We start from the raw sequence: 20978 nt of genomic DNA on the forward strand, positions 1-20978 counted from the left end.
TCGCTCCTTCTTTAGTGCGTTAAAATAGTGATAGATGTCTTTTCTTTGTTAGAAATAATTTTTGCACTTCCACCAATTGGGAAAGTGAAAATCGGAGTTGTATGCCCGAAACTTGCGTTTGCAATGATAGGAATATGTGCAAGTTCAGGTTTTGAAGCAATCATTTCTTGAATGTCTTCTATCGTACATTCTGCACCTTTTTGCATCTTTCCTATAACGATTCCCTTTATGTATTCAAAATCTTGCTGCTGCATAAGGGAATGTAAATAACGATCAAAAGTTTTAAGAGTAGATGTTCCAGTTAAACTATCTTCTTCAATAAATAAAATTTTGTCCTTTAAATTTGGTATATATGGTGTACCTTGCAGTAAGTTAAATGTGCTCATATTGCCACCGATAATATCTCCGGTAGCTTCTCCTTCATGAATTGAAACGTATCCTTCATTTTTAATAAATTCTCGATTTTCCTGATCTATATACCAAGAATCATCGCTCCACGTTTCAGCCGGAACGATTTCAATAGACTCATTAGCGGTTAAGCATTGTAAAAAGTAATCGGCTGTATACTCGAGTCCTTTCTCCATTCCAAATGAAGAGAAATGGGGTCCTGAATATGTAACAAGTCCTGTTTTTGCGTAAATTGCATTATTTAAGGCAGTAATATCAGAATAACCACAGAAAAATTTCGGGTTTTCACGAATTAAATCGTAATCGAGATGTTTTAATAAACCATTTGAGTTGTATCCGCCAAGTGTAGTCAAAATAGCTTTTACATTAGGATCTCCAAATGCTTCATGGAGGTCTTGAATGCGGGAAGAAGTAGAAGAGGAAGCAAATCGATCTATCTCATCGGCATATTTTGAGAATGTAACTTGAAAGCCCATGTCAGTTAATCTTTTTATAGCAAGTTTTCTATTTTCATTTGAAACAATACTTAAACTACACGATGGGGAAATCACTCGTATTTCATCGCCTTTTATTAATTTTGTTGGTATCACTAAATTCACCTCTATAATTAAAAGAATATTTAGATTTAAAAAACATTTTATCATATGAAATAAAGTATAAGTGAATTATTTTTTGAAATGGAGTTTTCCTGATTTTTCAGCAGACAGACAGAGTCTTTTTTTGATATGATAGGAAAAGTGATTTATTATAAGTAGTATTTAATATCTATAACATTTGAAAGGTGTGCAAGACGTGGAGAAACAACTTGCAGGCTTGCCGGTACACGTTCATTTCGTAACAGAAATCCGTGAAGGGGCGAGGAAGGAAACCGTTGCTTTTGAAGCAAATGGTCAATACTATGTAAAAGGTCAAGGTACATATGTAACATTCCAGGAGCCGAACGAACAAGGCGAAGTGAAAACAATTATTAAAATTCAAGATGAACAAGTTCTCATTATGCGTTCAGGTGCTGTTTCTATGCGTCAGACGCATGTGAAAGGTGAATGGACAACTGGTACGTATACGAGTGAACTTGGTACGTTTGCATTGCAAACAAAGACTGATAACGTTCTTTTTAAATGGTCGGATGAAAAGAAAAAAGGACAACTCTTCTTAACTTACGCATTGCTTCTAAGTGAACAAGAAGCTGGCAGATATACTATTACAATTAATTTGAAGGAGGCAAAATAATGAATTCCTTAGAACAGGTAAAAGGATTGATTAAAGAAGAAATTCAGGCTGCTGTATTAAAGGCAGAATTAGCGACAGAAGAACAGATTCCAAACGTTGTATTAGAATCTCCAAAAGATAAAACAAATGGTGACTTCTCTACAAATATGGCAATGCAACTTGCACGCGTTGCAAAAAAAGCACCTCGAATGATTGCAGAAGAACTAGTTGCAAACTTTGATAAAGCAAAAGCTTCTATTGAAAAAATCGAAATCGCTGGTCCTGGTTTTATTAACTTCTATATGGATAATAGCTATTTAACAGATTTAATTCCAACAATCGTAAACGCTGGTGAAGCTTACGGTGAAACGAATACTGGTAAAGGTGAAAAAGTACAAGTTGAGTTCGTATCTGCGAATCCAACAGGTGACCTTCACTTAGGACATGCACGTGGTGCGGCAGTAGGTGACACTTTATGTAACCTATTAGCAAAAGCAGGCTATGATGTATCTCGTGAGTACTACATTAATGATGCTGGTAACCAAATTCATAACTTAGCTCTTTCTGTTGAAGCTCGTTACATGCAAGCTTTAGGCTTAGATAAAGAAATGCCAGAAGACGGTTACCATGGTGCGGATATCATTGGAATCGGTAAACGTTTAGCTGAAGAATTCGGCGATCGTTATGCGAAAGCTGATGAAAAAGAAAGCTATGAATTCTACCGTGAGTACGGTTTAAAATATGAATTAGCAAAACTTCAAAAAGACTTAGAAAGCTTCCGTGTTAAATTTGATGTATGGTTCTCAGAAACATCACTATACAAAAACGGAAAAATCGATCAAGCTCTTGCCGTATTAAAAGAGCGCGAAGAGATCTTTGAAGAAGATGGAGCAACTTGGTTCCGTTCAATGACTTACGGTGACGATAAAAACCGTGTATTAATTAAAAACGACGGTTCTTACACATACTTAACGCCAGATATCGCTTATCACCGTGATAAATTAGAGCGTGGTTTTGATAAGTTAATCAACATTTGGGGTGCTGACCACCACGGTTACATTCCTCGTATGAAGGCTGCTATTCAAGCACTTGGTTACGATAAAGACACGCTTGAAGTAGAAATCATCCAAATGGTACAACTGTATCAAAACGGTGAAAAAATGAAGATGAGTAAGCGTACGGGTAAAGCAGTTACACTTCGTGAGCTTATGGAAGAAGTAGGCGTGGACGCAATGCGTTACTTCTTCGCAATGCGTAGCGGTGACTCTCATTTAGACTTTGATATGGACTTAGCGGTATCAAAATCTAATGAAAACCCAGTATACTATGCACAATATGCTCATGCTCGCGTATGCAGTATCCTTCGTCAAGGCGAAGAATTAGGATTAGCTGCAGATGGAGATGTGAACTATAAACTTGTTACTTCTGAGAAAGAAGTAGAGTTACTGAAAAAACTTGGTGAATTCCCAGCTGTAGTTGCGGATGCAGCACAAAAACGTCTGCCACACCGTATTACAAACTATGCATTTGAATTAGCAGCAACATTACACAGCTTCTACAATGCGGAAAAAGTATTAAACCAAGATAACTTAGAATTAAGTAAAGCTCGTTACGAGTTAATGAAAGCAGTACGCACTACACTTCAAAATGCATTAGCAATCGTAGGAGTATCTGCACCAGAAAAAATGTAATGAAGAAAAGCGGAAGCGGGCTTTCGTTTTTAAATAAAAGGCAATCACACGATGTTGTGATTGCCTTTTTATGTGGAGATAATAAAAAAAATAAAATTTTATCAAACAAAAGGGGAATTTGCGTCGTCTTATGTAAATGTTAGGAGGCTTATGATGGAAGAAAAGATAGAAGAATTAATTGATATATATAAGAAGCAAATATATTCCTTATGCTATAAATTAGCGAAAACGAAAGAAGATGCGGAAGATATTTTTCAAGAGACGTGGATAAAGGTTTTTTCATCAAGGCACCAACTTTCTTATGTGGATAATTATAAAAAGTGGATTACTACAATTTGCGTTCGTACATTTTATGACTTTTACCGCAAGAAGAAAAGATGGAAAAATCGCGTATTAGATTTATTTCATAAAGAAGGTGGTGGAGAAGTAGAGTTTGTAGATGATGTGAATATATCAGAGGAAATCATTCAAAAGGTAGAAGCCGAAATGATACGGGAAGTTATACAGTTATTAAATGAAAAATATAAAACGGTACTCGTACTCTATTACTATGAACAATATTCTTACAAGGAAATGAGTGAAATATTAAATATACCAATTGGTACGGTAAAGTATCGGCTTAATTATGGGAAAAAGAAAATGCGAGAACATTTGGAGGGGTTCGTTCATGAGGGAAGATAAACTTGAACAGAAAATAAAGAGCAGTTTAGCAGGAGAGATAATTCCAAGCGAAGAGCTAATCAATAACACGAAGCAGGGTGTGCGAAAGGCTCAGAAGTTAGAGAAGAGGTGGCTAATTAGTATTCATGCCATTTGGATTGTTTTGTTAACAATTGTTATAGAACAATTTATCACTCATTTGGATCATAAAACTCCTATGCTGATAGCAAGTTTGATTATGATGCACGTATACATTCCGATATATGTTGTAATACAGTCATTTTTAAAGAAGGAGTATAAATTACATGATAGAGTTCGCTAATCCATTTGTAGTATTTGAGATAGCTGGAATTACAATGTTTTTGGCTTTTATAGCACTTTTAATATGTGTTGCATCATGGGTATATACAGATGCTAAAGCACATCAAATGAGCAAAGGATGGAGTATTTTAGCAGTTATATTGCCATTCTTTATTGGATTTTTATTATATATGGTAAGAAGAAGTAAAAAGAAGGTTGAAGGAGAATGTAAGGTGAATTTTGTTAAAAAACAGAAAGTAACATTAGTTGCGATATTGGCAAGTACAATGTTTGTATTACTTAGTGGTTTTACTTTTGCACAAACGTTAGATGATGCGTGGAGAGCAGGAGATATATATTTAGAAAATGAGAAGCAAGGGAAAACAAGTTACGAGGCAAAATTCTCATCATGGGATATTGCCGGTAAGGATATTAAATTTCAATATGAAAAGGATACAGAAGTGACATTTTCTTATGAGACAGATGCAAAACGAGGGAACTTATGTTTTAGTGTGTATGAAAGACAAGGAGAAGGTATAAAAGAGTTAAAGGAAATTTGTGAATCGAAAAAAGGTACTTTTACAGTTACTTTAAAAGCAAATGAAGAATATGTATTGAATATAAGCGGATTAAAAGTAAAAGATGGATTTGTAAAAGTGAATTGGGAAGAGAAATAAAAGGGGTCCTATAAAGGACCTCTTTTCTATTGAATAGTATAAGTAACAGAAAAACTAACAGGACTATAGTAAACGTAAGGTGCATGAAATTGAACATACATATTTCCATCTGTTTTTGCAGTGAAAATTCGGCCGTAACCATCAGAATAACGTCCAATAAGGTTATGATTTGAGTCATAAACACTGTAACTAGGAGTTTTGCTGTTAGGATGAATTGTTAGTTCTTGTCCTTTTTGAAGGAAAATAGGTTCTTGTTCAGAACTACCTCCAGTTTGCAAAGAATAAAATTTTGTAAAGCTTTGTTCTTGAGCGGCAGCAGCGACTTTTGTTTCAGGGATAAACGCAGTAGCTCCAGTAATTCCTGCTAAAGTTAATGCACCTGCTAAAATCATTTTTTTCATAATAGAAAAAGCCTCCTTATTAGTTGTAATCGTTTTTGTTACAATTAATATTGTATACGATAATGGGTAGGATAAAATATGCTTTTATGCATATATATTTTTTCTCAATAAAAGACCACTGATAAAATCAGTGGTCTTTTAAATGATTAAGCAGCTTTCTGTTCAGTTTGAGGAACAGGTTTTTGAAGCGAGTTATAAACTCCTGTTCCGATAACGTCTAATGCCATTCTCATTCGTTCAGGCGAAATGTTTTCTAATACGTTATCTTGAGGTGTATGGTATACCTTCTCAATATGATAGATTAATGGATTCCAACTATCGACACCCATCCAAATGAATAGAGCAGCAGGAATACCAGCTTCAGCAAATGGAACATGATCACTAGAACCGAATTTACCTTGTAGGACGAGTTCATTATTTAGTTGTTTACCTGCTTGCAAGGCAGCGTCTGTTACAAAGTTTGTAGAGCCATCAGGTGTCATAGCGTATAAATTCTTTGCTTTATCATAATTTGTTGCAACCATGTCGGCGTTAAAGACACCTAAAATACGGTCGCGTTCTTTTGGGGATAGACTATTCACGTAATAATCCGAACCAAGTAATCCAGTTTCTTCAGAACCAAAGGTAATAAAGCGAATTTCTTTATCAGTTTCTACATTTTGAAAAGCACGAGCTAGTTCTAATACTAATCCAGTTCCAGAAGCATTATCATTTGCGCCAGGTGCTCCGACAACACTATCATAGTGCGAGCTTACAACGACTGCTTTTTCATTACCTGTACTCTTTTTTGGTTTCTTTTTGGCGATAACATTTAGAGATGTTAATTTAGATTCATGTCTCGCTTTTAGGGAAAGAATTGTTGTCCCTTTTTTAGCGATTTCTTCTTTAAATGCATTTCCTTGTGCATAAGCAAGACCAAAGACAGGGATAGATTGCTTTTTCGTTAGGCGGGGATTGAAGGTTTGTCCATAATTTCCGCGTCCGCCAATTAAACTGTATAAAAGAACACCTTTTGCACCTTTGCTAATAGCATTTTCAACTTGTTTATTATAGTCTGTAACTGTCGTTCCTCTTTCAAATAAAACAATTTTACCGTTTACTTCATTTGGAATATCTTCTAATTTTGTCCCACCTTGAACAAAGATAAGGGGAGCTGTAACAGCTTCTGTAGAAATTAGTGCATTAGGAGAAGCACCAGCTTGCCAAGTACGTTTTGTTGATAGTGGTGATTCAATGAATCCAACGTATTGATCGGGCACCTGAAATGGTTGATATTCTACGTCATAGCCCATTGATTTAAGCTGCATACCAATGTAACGAGAAGCCCATTCTTCAGATTTTGTCCCACCGGGGCGAGGACCAATTGTTTCAGACAAGAAACGAACATGTTCAATCGCGCGGTTTGGATCAATCTGTTTTGTAATAGATGGAGTTTGTGTAACCTCTGACGTGGAATCCGCTTTCGCTTGCCCGATTGGAGCTAAGCTAACAGCGAGTGATACAGCAAGCAAAGAGCTTACTATTTTTTGTTTCAATGATTTTCTCATTTTTTCCTCTCCTATTCTTCTATTCTCTCTGACTGACAAAAGAAGACGGATAATGACTTTATTTTACCTTCGCGCCTTTTGTTTTTCAATATTCTGACATTGAGAAATAAAAACGATATATGCATATTTGCATATTTTTGAGGGAGATATGTATGCTATCATTTTAAACGAAGGTTCGCTTTCTACTCTGAAAGCTCCTACATTGCATGAATCTAGTGTACCCAAACTTTAGATTATGTAGAGGAATGGAATCACTGTAGGGTTTCATTTCTCATGTTTGAATCAGTTGATGGTAATTATGTTTCCGCATTTCATAATTATTATCAGTGATATATGTAAGGCATCCATATGAAAATAAGAGGCTGTTCAAAGGTTTTCCGTACTTTTGGGCAGCCTCACCCCGTTAAAAGGACGATACTTTATGTATCGTCCTTTTTGTATAAAAAAACATCCAATCAATTGAGAGATTGATTGGATGTGAAAAAATTATTAATAATTTTTTTTGAGTTTTGTAGCTAAAATACTTAATAATCCAGCTAGTAGAAGAACGATACCTACTGTTTGTGTAGGGTCTTCTTTATGACCTGTATTTGGAAGGTGTTTATCCGTATTTTGATCATCTTGCTGTTTGTTATCTGTTTTATTCGATGTTTCTTCAGAAGTTCCGTTTTCGTGTTTCTCAGATTTCTCATTGCCTTTGTTTTCTTCTTTATTTGGAGGAGTAACTGGCTTGTCATCTCCACCTGAAGAAGATTCAATTTTTTTATTTGAAACTGTAATTTGTAGTGGTGAAGCTTGGGCTTTTTCAATAGTAAAGCTTATTGGTGATGCATCTAATTGATAGCCTTCAGGAGCTTTTGTTTCCACTAGTTGATAATTACCAGGTTTCAAATCATTTACGATTAATTTACCATGCCCATCTGTTTTTAAACCTTCTCGTACTACTTTTCCATCTTGGTCTAAAATATTGAAAATGGCACCTTCAAGTGTTCCGTGGTGATCAATATCAACTTTAGTTAACTCAATTGAACCTGTTGTTAAACTATTTAAAGCTGTAACAGAGGTAATCTGAGATTGTCCTTTCGTAATTGTGAAAGGAATTGGTTTAACGTTTAAATCATAGCCAGTGGGAGCTTTCGTTTCAATGAACTGATAATCTCCCGGACGTAAATCAGAAACAGAAATCTTCCCATCTTTATCAGTAGTTAAATCCGTGCGAACAATTTTACCATTCGCATCAATGATGTTAAACACTGCATCAGAAAGTTTTGTATCTGGATTTATATCATCCACTTTTATTAATTCTACAGAACCCTCAGTTAAGCTATTTGTAGCAGTAACTTGGAGCTTTTCTTTTTGGCTTTTCTTAATTGTAAACTTAATAGGTTTACTATCTAATTTATAGTGTTCAGGAGCTTTCGTTTCAATAAACTGATAGTCCCCAGGGCGTAAATCAGAAACAGAAATTTTTCCATCTACATCTGTTGTAAGCTCAGTGCGAATGTCGTTACCATTCATATCAGTAATTTTAAATATCGCATCTTTAAGAGCGGTACCATCTACATCATCCACTTTAGAAAGTTCCACAGCGCCTTTCGTTAAGCTATTTGTAGCTGTAACGGAGATAGGATCAGCTTGGCTCTTTGTGATTGTGAATGGAATTGGCTCTTTGTTTAAATCATAGTGTTTCGGAGCCGTTGTCTCGATGAATTGATAATCACCAGGACGTAGGTCAGAAACGCTAATTTTACCTTGTTGATTCGTAACAAGCTCTTTGTGAATTACGGTGCCATTCATATCCACAATTTTAAATACTGCGCCTTCAAGAGTAGTGCCATCGACGTCATCCATTTTAGAAAGTTCCACGCCGCCTTTTGTTAAACTATTTTTCATAGTAACGGTAGCAATATCTTTTTGGCTTTTTTCAATTGTAAATATAATTGGTTTTTTGTCTAAATCATAGTGTTCAGGAGCCGTTATTTCAACGAATTGATACGTACCAGGACGTAAGTTTTCGATAACGATTTTACCTTCACTGTTTGTTTTTAAATCTGTTTTAAGTACTTTGCCATCTTGATCTAGTAAATTAAATACCGCATCGGCAAGTTTTGTTTGATTGTTTAAATCATCAACTTTAAGTAATTCGATACTACCTTGTTTTAAGCTATTTGTAGCAGTTAAAGAAATAGCTTTCTTCTGTCCTTTTTCAATAGTGAATTTGATTGGTGTTTCATCTAAAACGTAATGCTTCGGAGCTTTCGTTTCGATGAATTGATAATCACCAGGACGTAGGTCGTTAATTTCGATTATTCCTTGTTCATTTGTAACAAGGTCTTTATGAACTACATCACCATTCATATTAACAATTTTAAATACTGCATCTTTAAGAACAGTGCCATCAACATCATCTGTTTTAGAAAGTTTAACTGCACCCTTTGTTAAAGCATTTGTAGCAGTGACATGAAGAGTTTCAGTTTGGCTCTTTTTAATTGTAAATACGATAGGTTTTTTATCTAAATCGTAATGTTCAGGAGCAATTGTTTCAACGAATTGATACGTACCAGGACGTAGATTTTCAACAACAATTTTACCTTCATCATTTGTTTTTAAGCCTTCTTCAACCAACTCTCCGTCTGCATCTAATAAATTAAATACGGCATTAGCAAGTTTTGTATTTATATCAATATCGTCAATCTTTGTTAGTTCAACGCTACCGTTTTTTAAAGCATTTTTGCTTGTAACATTGATCTCTTTCGTTTGACTTCTTTCAATTGTAAATGGAATCGTTGTTTCATCTAATACATAGTGCTCAGGAGCAATTGTTTCAATGAACTGATAGTCTCCAGGGCGTAAATGAGAAACAGAAATTTTACCGTTTTTATCTGTAACAAGATTCGTATGAACGTCCTTACCATTCATATCCACAATCTTAAAGATTGCACCTTCGAGCATCGTACGATCGATGTCATCGATTTTTGTTAATGTTACTGCACCTTTCTTTAAACTGTTAGTAGCAGTAACAGTAATATTCTCTTTTTGACTTTTTTCGATAGTGAACGGAATAGGGTCTTTGCTTAAGGTATAGTCTTTTGGAGCTTTCACTTCAACAAATTGATAGTCTCCAGGACGTAAATCAGAAGCAGTAATTTTACCGTTTGTATCAGTCGTTAAACCTTTGCGAATTACCTTTTTAGTATCATGAGCGTCAACGATTATAAATTCTGCACCTTCAAGAGTAGTGCCATCAACATCATCAACTTTTGTTAAAGTGACGCCACCTGTAAGTAAACTGTTTTTTATAGTAACAGGGATAGGAAGATCTTCCTTACTACCTTTTTTAATTGTGAACTTAATAGGTGTTTTGTCTAATTTATAATGTTCAGGGGCTTTTGTTTCGATAAATTGATAATCCCCTGGTGCTAAATCAGGAATAACTAATACTCCGTGACCATCTGTTGTTAAATCTTTCATAATTTCTTTGCCAGTTGCGTCTTGCAATGTGAATACAGCGCCGGCAAGAGCTTTACTACTTTCCACATCATCTTCTTTAATAAGTTTAACTTTTCCTTTCGTTAAACTATTTTTGAAAGTAATAGGGATGAGTTTTTGTTGGCTCTTTTCAATTGTAAATTCAATAGGTTCTTCATTTACATCGTAATAAGTAGGAGCCTTTGTTTCGATAAGCTTATAGTTACCGGGACGCAAGTCATCTACAACTAGCATTCCGTTACTATTCGTAACAAGGTCCGTACGAACATCTTCATTAGTATCTCTATTAACGATTTTAAATACTGCACCTTCAAGTGTTTCCTTTTCATCTGCAGCATTCACTTTTGTTAACTCAATACCGCCTTTTGTTAAGCTGTTTTTAGCGGTAACAGTAGCCTGAGTTGTTTGACTTTCTGTAATCGTAAATTTAATTGGTTTTGTATTTTTGTCGTAATACTTCGGTGCTGTTACTTCGATAAATTTATAATCGCCAGGGCGTAAGCCAGTGGCGATAGCTTTACCATCCGCACCAGTTTTTACATTTTCGCGAATGACTTTCTTTTCATCATTTGCATCAACAATTTTAAATACAGCACCTTCAAGAGCCGTACCATCGATATCATCAACTTTTGTTAATTCAACATCTCCTGGTTTTAAAGCATTTTCAGCTTTCACAAGTAGAGTTTCTTTCTGACTTCTATCGATTGTAAATTCAATAGGTTCTGCTCGTAAAACGTAATGTTCAGGAGCGGCTATTTCAATAAATTTATACGTACCAGGACGTAGGTTACTAACTTTAACTTTACCGTGTTTATCAGTAGTTAAGTTAGTGTGAGGGGAAACGTCATTATTATTTGTATCGACAAGTTTGAATACTGCACCTTCTAGTGGTTTTTTCTCACCAAACTCATCAACTTTTAATAATTCAACTTCGCCGGTTTTTAAGCTGTTATTTGCCGTAACAGTAGCAAGAGTTTGTTGGCTTTTATCAATTGTAAACTCGATAGGGTTTGTACTTAACGTATAATCCTTAGGAGCTTCTGTTTCGATAAATTTATAAACACCAGGCTCTAGATCTTTAACGGTAACTTTTCCATCTGAACCTGTTTTTATATTTTCACGAATTACTTGTTTCTCGTCATTCGCATCGACAATTTTAAATACAGCACCTTCAAGGGCAGTGCCATCGACATCATCGACTTTCGTTAAAGTGACACCACCTTTAATGAGGTGATTTGTCGCGGTAACAGTAAGTGCTTTCTGTTGGCTTTTATCAATTGTAAATTTAAGCGGTTTTTTATCTATTTCATAATGTTCAGGTGCTTTCTCTTCAACAAATTGGTACTCTCCAGGAAGTAAATTTTTCGCTTCGATTTGTCCGTTACCATTTGTCGTTAATTTGGTATAACCAGGAATTCTTTTGTTATTTTGGTCCCGTACACTAAATACAGCACCTTCTAAAGTATTACCCTCTTTATCAACTTTTGTTAGGATAGCTGAGCCTCTAATTAAGCTGTTTTGGGCCGTTTTATTAATTACTGTTGTTTGATTTTCCTCGATTTTAAATTCAATAAGTCGATCATCTAATTGATAATGCTCAGGAGCCTTTATTTCTTTTAAATAGTAAGTTCCTGGTTTTAAATTATCTACAGTAATTTGTCCTTTATCATTTGTTGTTAATTTTTCGTGTTCTGAAATTATTTTTTTGTCTTTATCAAGTAGTGTGAAAACGGCACCTTGCAGTGTGACGTTTTTATTCAGGTCATCAGACTTTGTTAAAACTACTTTACCGACAAACTTCTTATTTGCAAGTTTATATGTTGTAGTCTCTTGTGTACCAAGTTCAACAATTTTCCCTTGTTTTAAATCCCAGCTAATTACATAGCCTTCAGGAGCCTTTGTTTCTTTTAATAAATATTTATCGCGTTTTAAATTATTAAATTTAGCGATACCGTCTTTGTCTGTTGTAATTTTACGGATAACAGTTTTACCTGTACGATCGTATAAAGTAAATTCTGCCCCAGCTAATAGTGCGTTCTTATTGTCGTTATCTACCTTTATAATTTCAAGGTTTCCACGGCCTTTAGTAGCAGATCCTCCGCCTGAACCAGAAGACATTCTCACTTCAATCGTTTCAGTAGTTTCTGTGTTTTTAACTGTCAACTTATTGCCTGTGATTTTCGCTTTATTACTTACTTTTTCTTTATCATCTGCATTAATAAGTGAGCGATATTCTAAAATATAAGCTCGATCAATTTTTTTCAAGAAGGCAATTTCGAAATGTTGCTTTCCGGTATTATTGTCTGTTGTTATTTTGAGTTTATAGTCTGTTCCTTCTTTTAATTCGTTTACTGTATCTTTTGTTAAATTTCCATATGGATCAACAATTGTAGGATATAAGTGGAATGAATCTTCCACAATTACCTGATTTTCGGTTGGGTCATCTGTTACAACGGCATCTGCAATGGTTGATTGGCTTTCGTTAATTGCGATACTCCAATTAATATAGTTGTCGTCTTGCACAGCTTTTTTAGTAACGAAGCTGCCACCTTTATTTACTTGAGTGTCACCTGTAAGGGTGTTTACGATTTTAGAGCCATCTTTTAAATCTGCCTCGTTTTTGTAGGTGCCTTGGATAAGTTCACCATCAAGGCTTGTTTTAAAGATAATATAGTAAGGTGAATTAATTGATTGTTTGAAATGAACCTTTAGGGTGTTTTTATTTTCCTCTGTAGGTTCTTCAAGTTCATATTTCTCAGTTGGTACAGCATCACCAGGTTGTGCATTATCAGGATTTCCATTTAAAATCATATCGCGCACTTCAATGGATCCAGGCACTAACTTTTGTTTATCTTGTATGACGTCTATAACATAAGGATCTTTAATCTCAACATTATTATAGTTAAAGCCTATTATCCAAGTAATTTCCTTCGTTTGGGCGTTATAAGAACCGTATTTATAACCATTTTCCTTTGTGAAAGTATCAGGATCGAAATTAGCTTCAACTTTATTTGATTGTGGATTAGAATCCGTATCTATCCAAGAAAGGTTACCTGTATTTTTAAATGAAGTTTTACCACTTTCTAGCTTTGTATAATCAAAGTCTGTCGTATATTTTACGACTAATGTCTTTGTCATATTAGACTGATACGTACCTATAAGAGTGATTTTGAAGCCTTTATCTGTTACATCTAAAACATAGTCAGTCCCAGCTTGAAGGGTATAATTTCCGTCTTTAATTTCTAGTTTCTTATCTTTTAATTGTAATCCACCATGATCAAAGGTGTCCGTAATAATCGCGTTGTTTAATGGATAGTTGTTATTATTTACTATAATTGTCCAAGTTGTTGTTTTGTCTTTATAATTTGTTTCAGCTTTATTATTAGATTTAATAATATTTTGCTGCTTGAAGCTAGCTTCATTTTCTTTACTTGAATCATTATCAGCTGTAACTTTATTTTTTACTTTTCCATCTTCTATAACTTTATTAGTTGGCTTGGTTTTATAGGTAATCACATAAGCACTATTAATATCATCATTAAACTGTAAATCGAAGCCATTCTTCTTGTTACTTACAGTGTAATTATTAACAGCGTCTCCTGTTACAAGCGTTCCTTTTTCATTATATGAAGCGTTTTTTACAACAATAGAATTTGCATCTAGTTCGTGTGTATCGTCAAAAATATCTTTTAAAATCGCATCTGCTTTTTTGATCTCTCTTTGATCACCATTGTAAGTAATTGTCCACTCAATTGTTTGCGTCTTTGGATCATATTTACTTGTTTTATTTAAGTGTGTACCACGAGAAACCGTTACAGTAGAGCTTGCGTTTTGTTGCTTTTGATTATCACTCGTTATCGTAACGTTATTTCGGAAACTTTTAATATTTTCATCAGTAATTTTTGTGGCATATTCGATTTGATATGCTTTATTGATAGAATCTTTGAAAGCAATCTCCAATTTTGAGCCATCTGATGAAATAATATTGTAATCTGTTGGCTCAGCTTCTGCACCACGCGTTACATTCCCATTAACATCAACTTCTAAATAATAAACTTTAATAGAATCTTTATTTAAGTTTGTACCTTGTGGAATGTTATCTTTAAAAATAGCGTTTTTAAGGGTGTCTTGCGTTTTGTTCATCTCTACTTTCCAATTAATTTCATTTGTATTAATTGGTCTATCAGGTAATCCTTTTTTATTCGTAGCTGTTTGTACATTAGGCTTAAAGTCAACTGTAATAGAAACATCCTTATCTTTAATCGGGAAAGGAATTTCTTGTGTTGTTGTACCTTTAATTTCAGCTTTATTAAATTCTGTCTTTAATTGTAGGTTACCAGCAACATCTGGATGCTCTTCAACATAATCGTTGAATGTCATCGTGACTTTTCCATCTTTTGTAACAGTAAAATTACCAATTTGATGGTTTTCACTATCATATAAAGGACTGTTAATTGTATTGTAAATCTTAAAATGTTTAGGAAGATCAAAAATATAGTAATCTCCATTTTTCACATTCATTGATTTTAAAAGTTCCCATGTAAACTCAATATTGGCAGGGGAATCTGTACTTGGACGGTTATCCTCTGTAAATGGTTTTCCGTCTTTATCCGTCAACTTTACACCGGTTAAAATGTTTGTTGTTATTTGCTTTGGACCTGAATTTGTATTCTCAGCAGGGTCGCTTGATAGCTTTTGTTCTGGATTGTCAGTAGCAATTTTAACTGCTGGGTTTTGTTCCAGATTATCAGTGGCAGTTTTAGCTGCTGGGTTTTGTTCCGGATTATCGGTAACAGTTTTAGTTGCTGGGTTTTGTTCCGGATTATCAGTAACAGTTTCAGTTGCTGGATCTTGCTCCGGATTGTCAGTAACAGGTTTAGCTACTAGATCTTGCGCTTGTTTATTAGTATCCTGTTTGGTGCCATCTTCTTTAGAGTTTTCTACTTGAACAGGAACTGATATAGGCTGAACCATTGTTCCTAAAGGAAAAGCGATTTGAACTGATTTTTCCCCAGGTTTTAAAGTTGAGTTAAACACAGTATCAAATTTAATTTTTCCTTTAGCGTCTTTCAAATTTTCTACTTGATCATTAAATATTAATTTTAATTTATTATCTTTAGCTGTTATAAAATATTGACCAATATTTTTTTGATCTGTTACTAAATCCCCTTGCAAATCTTTAGATACTTTTAATGCAAGTGGTATTTGAACTACTGCTGTATCATTTGCGTGTGCAACTTGTTGATCCTTTATTGACCAAGCGTATTCTACTTGAATGGTTGATCCTATCTTTATTAAATTGTTAGGGTTTTTTGATTCGTCAATAATATGATTCGTCGCATCTTTCATTTCAACAGTGTCAAATAAGGAATCTCCTGTTAAGGTTTCCGCTCTTACTTGATTGTATGGAAAACTAGCAAGTTGCGAAAATAGTACGAATACAATTAAACATACATTAAAAAGTTTTTTCATTTTTCCTCCTCTGAACATTCATTTGTCCATTGGGGACTTATTCCACATGAACAAATGGAATATTAAAAGTATTTGTTATAAGCTATTTATTTTTGTTATCCCTCCGTTTCTATACGCGTTCTCAGACAAACAGAATTATGTTCAAAGCAATATTATTTAACGTAAAACAAAATGTATATTTACACAGTTCTATGGAAATATACACAATTCGACAAAAAATGTCGAAAAAAATACTGATATAAATAATGATATCAGACCTTTATATGTGAGATAGTTTTCATGTATATCTAGTAAAAAAGAATGGTTATAAAGGTAAGTTTTACGATACATACTAACCAATGTAGTGTATCCCTTTGTGAAGGCTTATTTTTGCCTTAAAGTTATGTGGAAATAAAAATCTAGATAGGGTTGGTTTTGGTCAGAATGAAGACAATATGTACTTTGAAAATAGTCATCTATTTTGTCTAAAGAGAGTTGTGCGATTAGTGGACCGAAGTTGAAAGGTGATAGTTTCTTACATTGTTAGAGAAATATAAGGATTACAGAATATTCGACTAAAACGTTACTACGGTCATTTTTGAGCCTGTTTAAACAATAGGAAAGAAGGTGTTTTACTCCTTAGTTACAATATCTTTTTAGTAAAGATAAGCTTAAGTAACCTCCGCTAAAGATTATATACTTAAATGATAAAGAGTTCAACACTAGTTCACATATTTTCCCAAAAATAAAAAACGGCTGTTTTATGTGGAATAAATCTACAAAACAGCCGTTTTTGGTATTAGATTTCTGTTAAGATTATTGGTTCACCGCGTGTTACGACAACGGTATGTTCACATTGTGCAACAAGACTTTTATCTGGTGTAACGAATGTCCAACCATCGTCACCACGTTCAATAATATGATCAGCTTTCATAGAGATGAACGGTTCTACAGCGATAACAAGACCGTCTTTTAGAAGCGCATTATCCATTGGGTCATAGTAACTTAAAATGTGATTTGGTGCTTCATGTAAGCTAAGACCAATGCCGTGACCAGTTAAGTTTTGAATAACATTGTATCCACTTTTATGTGCGAAGTTTGAAACAGCACGACCAATTTGATTTTGTTTTGAGCCAGCTCTAACCTTTTTCATTGCTGCCCAAAATGCATCAACCGCTGCTTGGCAAAGCTTTTCTTTTGCTTCGTCTTCTCCAAGAACAAATGAGATACCTGTATCTGCATAATAGCCATCAAGTGCAGCAGATACATCGACGTTTACTAAGTCGCCTTCTTTTAATACGCGATCTCCTGGAATACCATGAGCAACTTCCTCATTTACACTAATGCAAGTTACACCTGGGAAATCATATTCTTTTTCAGGTGCAGAAATAGCACCATGCTCATCTAATACTTTTTTACCGATCAAATCAAGCTCTTTCGTTGTCATACCTGGCTTCGCTTGTTTTTTCATTTCTTCACGTGCAAGCGCAACGATGCGGCCGATTTTTCGTAAGCCTTCTAAATCTTGTTCATTACGAATAATCATGAAAACCACTGTCCTTCCTCGAATATATATCTTATCCGATTGTATCATGTTTATTTTCGTCCTGCTACTCGCTTGCGGTATGCGGGTTGATTCCTCTCATAAAGAATACATGACAATTGTCATATCGATGTCATGACGCATCATACTGTTTCCTAAGTTTTCCAAGTAATACAATGTAAATATAAGAAACAGCGGGGGTGGAGAGATGGAAAAGATTATTGAAGTAAATGGTGTTTCTAAAACATTTAAACATAAAAACGCAGTAAATAATGTTTCATTTCATGTAAATAAAGGGGAAATAGTAGCGTTACTTGGTCCGAATGGTGCGGGGAAAACAACGACGATGTCGATGATGCTTGGATTAAAGGACCCAACAGAAGGTAAGGTCTTTATATTTGGAAAGAGTCCAAAGCATAGAGATGTTCGTAATAGCCTCGGTGCGATGCTGCAAGAAGTAAGTGTCATTGATAGTATTACGGTGGAAGAGGCAATTGAGTTATTCCGTAGTTATTATACGAATCCTATAGCGAAAGAAACGTTACTGCAGTTATCAAATTTAGAATCAGAGCGAAAGCAAAGATGTGAGAAGTTATCAGGTGGGCAAAAAAGAAGGTTAAACTTTGCGCTTGCATTTGCGGGAAATCCAGATTTGTTATTTTTAGATGAGCCGACAGTCGGAATGGATATTACGTCTCGAAGAACGTTTTGGGAAACGATTCGAAAGTTAGCAAGTGAAGGGAAAACGATTATTTTAACGACGCATTATTTAGAAGAAGCAGATGCTTTAGCAAATCGTATCTTATTATTTGCGAACGGAAAGATTATCTCAGATGGTACACCAGACGAAATGAAAGCAACGATTTCGAGAAAAACAATCACATTTTACTCAAAGGAAAGCATTCCTACAAAATTACTAAAGGAATTACCAAATGTAATAGAAGTAAAGTCAAACGAAGGCCGCTTCATTTTAACAACGGAGGATACGGATGCAACTTTAAAAGCCATTTATCAAAGGAGTTTACCTGTAACAGATGTTTCAGTTGAACGTGGAAGTCTTGATGAGGCATTTGAACAATTCGTTGCAAATCAGAAGGAGGAAATCGCATGAGAGCGTTATGGATGCAGTGCAAAATAGAAATTTTACGTACATTCCGCAATAAATTATTTATCTTTTTCTCATTATTAATGCCTGTTATTTTTTACTATATTTTTACAAATGTTGTTCAAGTACCACAAAACGGAGATGCGTGGAAAGCACACTATTTAATTTCGATGGCAACTTTCAGTATTGTAGGGACTGCACTCTTTAGTTTCGGTGTGAGACTTTCTCAGGAAAGAGGGCAAGGATGGACACATCTTTTGAAAATCACACCACTTCCAGAGGGTGCGTATATAACTGCTAAAATTATTGCACAAACAGTGGTGAATGCTTTTTCAATCTTAGTTATTTTTATAGCAGGGATATTGATTAATCATGTTGAGTTAACGGTAGGGCAATGGATTGGTGCGGGGTTATGGTTATTGTTAGGGGTAACACCATTTTTAGCGTTAGGAACAGTAATAGGTTCCATTAAGAAGGCGGACGCAGCTGCTGGCTTAGCAAATATTTTAAATATGAGTTTAGCTATAGTTGGCGGGTTATGGATGCCGATTGAAGTATTCCCCAAAATATTAAGAACGATTGGTGAATGGACACCGACATACCATTTCGGAAGTGGTGCGTGGGATATTGTAGCTGGAAAATCAATTGGATGGGAAAATATCGCGGTATTAGGAGGTTATTTCCTTATATTTGTTGTAGTATCAATATATATAAGAAAAAGACAGGAAGCGGTATAAATGATAGAGAAGAAGAGGATTGAGATTTTTCCGAAACATATGGGATTCTTCCCGTATATGTGGTTTGTTTATCTATTATTTCCAATTTATCACTTAGCGCAGGCATCAGGATGGAAGCTTGTAATAGGAAGCGGTATGTTGATAATTTTTATCGTCACATACCGTCAGCTTTATTTTGTTCAGAGGACGTTTGTTTTTTGGGCGTGTATTCAAATGGTACTCATCTTTTTATTTGCTTTATTTTATAATCCTTTTATGATATTCTTTGGCTTTTTCACAGCAAGTGCGATGGGATTTGCGCCAAATAAGAAAGTATTTCGAGTGCTTTTATGCTCGTTAGTTATCATGCTTGGAGCATTTTTAGTTGTAAATATGAATCAATTAACAACTACAAGTTTAGTAAATATCGTTCCGATGTTTATTTTAATGCTTCTTACGCCATTTGGTATGCGTAATTTTAATCAGAAAAAGATGTTAAGAAATCAATTAGATGAGGCGAACGAGCAAATTAAAGACTTAGTAAAACGTGAAGAACGGCAGCGGATTGCAAGAGATCTTCATGACACATTAGGACATACGCTATCTCTTATTACTTTAAAAAGCCAGCTCGTTGAGAAGTTAATTTTGAAAAATCCAGAGCGTGCAAGTGCGGAAGCGAAGGAAATTACACAAACGTCTCGTACAGCCTTAAAACAGCTGAGGGAATTAATTTCTGATATGCGTATGATTACGGTAGAAGAAGAGCTAGAGCAAATAAAAGCGATCTTACAAGCAGCTAATATTGAATTAGAAGTGAGGCAAGAAGCAAGATCGAGCTCGTTATCACCAATTGAACAAAATATTGTCGGGATGTGTTTACGTGAGGCCGTTACAAATGTTGTAAAACATAGTAAGGCAACGCGGTGCGCAGTTTCTGTATTAGAATCGCAAGGTGAGCTGATTTTACAAGTAGAAGATAACGGAATCGGTTTAACAGATCAAAATCATGATGGAAATGGTATTCGCGGCATGAAAGAACGAATTGCTCTTATTGATGGATTTGTTGAACTAGGTACAATCAATCCAGGGACGTTGTTAACAGTAAAAGTTCCAGTTGTTATTAGAACAGGAAAAGATGAGGTGAGGGCATGATCCGAATTATTATTGCAGAAGATCAGCGGATGCTTCGTGGTGCGTTAGGGGCCCTGCTTGACCTAGAAGATGATATCGAAGTAATTGGGCAAGCTGCGAACGGGGAAGCGGCGTTACAATTAATTGAATCGTTAAAGCCAGATGTAAGTATTATGGATATTGAAATGCCGATTCAAAGTGGATTGGATGTCGCTGAGGCTTTAAAGAAAGAAAAATCATCATGCAAAGTAATGATTTTAACAACATTTGCAAGACCTGGTTATTTTGAACGAGCAATGAAAGCTGGTGTGCACGGATATTTGTTAAAAGATAGCCCAAGTGAAGATTTAGCAGCAGCAATTCGTAATGTAATGAAGGGAAAACGAGAGGTCTCCCAAGATTTAATGTTCGGCCTATGGCAGGAGCAAAATCCGTTGTCAGATCGCGAAAAGGAAGTATTGTTGCTTGCGAAAGAAGGAAAGACGGCAAACGAAATTGCGAAGGCACTTTATCTTTCGCCGGGTACAGTGCGTAATTATATTTCTGAAGTATTAACGAAGCTCGATGCGAAAAATAGAATTGAGGCAATTACAATTGCGGAAGAAAAGGGTTGGATATGAAAAGAAGTTTACCTATGATTGGTAAACTTC

14 protein-coding genes are annotated in these 20978 nt (G+C 35.1%); 9 read left to right on the forward strand and 5 right to left on the reverse strand.

What is annotated here, in order from left to right; all coding sequences use genetic code 11:
- Nucleotides 1-11 precede the first annotated feature (11 nt).
- The gene (locus ACTFRH_RS18940) at nucleotides 12-998 is read right to left on the reverse strand and encodes a S66 family peptidase (protein ID WP_000613222.1); all 987 of its coding nucleotides are present in this window, start codon (nucleotides 996-998) and stop codon (nucleotides 12-14) included.
- 202 nt (nucleotides 999-1200) lie between these two features.
- Here ACTFRH_RS18940 and ACTFRH_RS18945 point away from each other — a divergent pair, with 202 nt between their 5' ends.
- From ACTFRH_RS18945 to ACTFRH_RS18965, 5 genes are all read left to right on the forward strand, one after another.
- Nucleotides 1201-1638: a DUF1934 domain-containing protein gene (locus tag ACTFRH_RS18945; RefSeq protein ID WP_000414867.1), complete on the forward strand. Its 438-nt coding sequence runs from the start codon at nucleotides 1201-1203 to the stop codon at nucleotides 1636-1638.
- Nucleotides 1638-3308 carry an arginine--tRNA ligase gene (argS, locus tag ACTFRH_RS18950; RefSeq protein WP_001086444.1) on the forward strand — a complete coding sequence of 557 codons (1671 nt, stop codon included), beginning with the start codon at nucleotides 1638-1640 and terminating at the stop codon, nucleotides 3306-3308. Before ACTFRH_RS18945 ends, argS begins: the two co-directional genes overlap by 1 nt.
- 153 nt (nucleotides 3309-3461) lie before the next feature.
- Entirely contained in the window at nucleotides 3462-3989 is a 528-nt protein-coding gene (locus ACTFRH_RS18955) for an RNA polymerase sigma factor (protein ID WP_002164261.1), read from the forward strand.
- Nucleotides 3976-4290 carry a hypothetical protein gene (locus ACTFRH_RS18960; RefSeq protein ID WP_001206382.1) on the forward strand — a complete coding sequence of 105 codons (315 nt, stop codon included), beginning with the start codon at nucleotides 3976-3978 and terminating at the stop codon, nucleotides 4288-4290. The genes ACTFRH_RS18955 and ACTFRH_RS18960 overlap by 14 nt, the downstream gene beginning before the upstream one ends.
- The gene (locus ACTFRH_RS18965) at nucleotides 4274-4945 is read left to right on the forward strand and encodes a hypothetical protein (protein ID WP_000568891.1); all 672 of its coding nucleotides are present in this window, start codon (nucleotides 4274-4276) and stop codon (nucleotides 4943-4945) included. Before ACTFRH_RS18960 ends, ACTFRH_RS18965 begins: the two co-directional genes overlap by 17 nt.
- A gap of 26 nt (nucleotides 4946-4971) precedes the next feature.
- On the opposite strand, the gene ACTFRH_RS18970 is transcribed toward ACTFRH_RS18965, so the two are convergent.
- From ACTFRH_RS18970 to map, 4 genes are all read right to left on the reverse strand, one after another.
- On the reverse strand, nucleotides 4972-5346 hold the full coding sequence (locus tag ACTFRH_RS18970; RefSeq protein ID WP_000738221.1) for a hypothetical protein: 375 nt from the start codon (nucleotides 5344-5346) through the stop codon (nucleotides 4972-4974).
- 146 nt (nucleotides 5347-5492) lie between these two features.
- Nucleotides 5493-6893 (reverse strand): M28 family metallopeptidase, encoded by a 1401-nt coding sequence (locus ACTFRH_RS18975; RefSeq protein ID WP_001232221.1) that lies wholly within the window; start codon nucleotides 6891-6893, stop codon nucleotides 5493-5495.
- 489 nt (nucleotides 6894-7382) lie between these two features.
- Nucleotides 7383-15854, reverse strand: coding sequence for a SpaA isopeptide-forming pilin-related protein (locus ACTFRH_RS18980; protein ID WP_000732761.1), 8472 nt, complete (start codon nucleotides 15852-15854; stop codon nucleotides 7383-7385).
- Between the two features lie 778 nt (nucleotides 15855-16632).
- A complete protein-coding gene (map, locus tag ACTFRH_RS18985) occupies nucleotides 16633-17427 on the reverse strand; it encodes a type I methionyl aminopeptidase (protein ID WP_003313889.1) in 795 nt (264 codons plus the stop codon).
- A gap of 157 nt (nucleotides 17428-17584) precedes the next feature.
- Here map and ACTFRH_RS18990 point away from each other — a divergent pair, with 157 nt between their 5' ends.
- From ACTFRH_RS18990 to ACTFRH_RS19005, 4 genes are read left to right on the forward strand one after another with little or no spacing between them, the layout of a single operon-like run.
- Nucleotides 17585-18487, forward strand: a complete 903-nt coding sequence (locus tag ACTFRH_RS18990; protein WP_000411126.1) for an ABC transporter ATP-binding protein — start codon at nucleotides 17585-17587, stop codon at nucleotides 18485-18487.
- A complete protein-coding gene (locus ACTFRH_RS18995; protein ID WP_001202422.1) occupies nucleotides 18484-19218 on the forward strand; it encodes an ABC transporter permease in 735 nt (244 codons plus the stop codon). The genes ACTFRH_RS18990 and ACTFRH_RS18995 overlap by 4 nt, the downstream gene beginning before the upstream one ends.
- Nucleotides 19219-20349, forward strand: coding sequence for a sensor histidine kinase (locus ACTFRH_RS19000; protein WP_000570608.1), 1131 nt, complete (start codon nucleotides 19219-19221; stop codon nucleotides 20347-20349).
- The gene (locus tag ACTFRH_RS19005; protein WP_000619236.1) at nucleotides 20346-20948 is read left to right on the forward strand and encodes a response regulator transcription factor; all 603 of its coding nucleotides are present in this window, start codon (nucleotides 20346-20348) and stop codon (nucleotides 20946-20948) included. Before ACTFRH_RS19000 ends, ACTFRH_RS19005 begins: the two co-directional genes overlap by 4 nt.
- Nucleotides 20949-20978 lie beyond the last annotated feature (30 nt).

Origin of the sequence: Bacillus cereus group sp. MYBK216-1 (genome assembly GCF_051916495.1) — a bacterium.
In the GTDB taxonomy this organism is placed as follows: domain Bacteria; phylum Bacillota; class Bacilli; order Bacillales; family Bacillaceae_G; genus Bacillus_A; species Bacillus_A thuringiensis_K.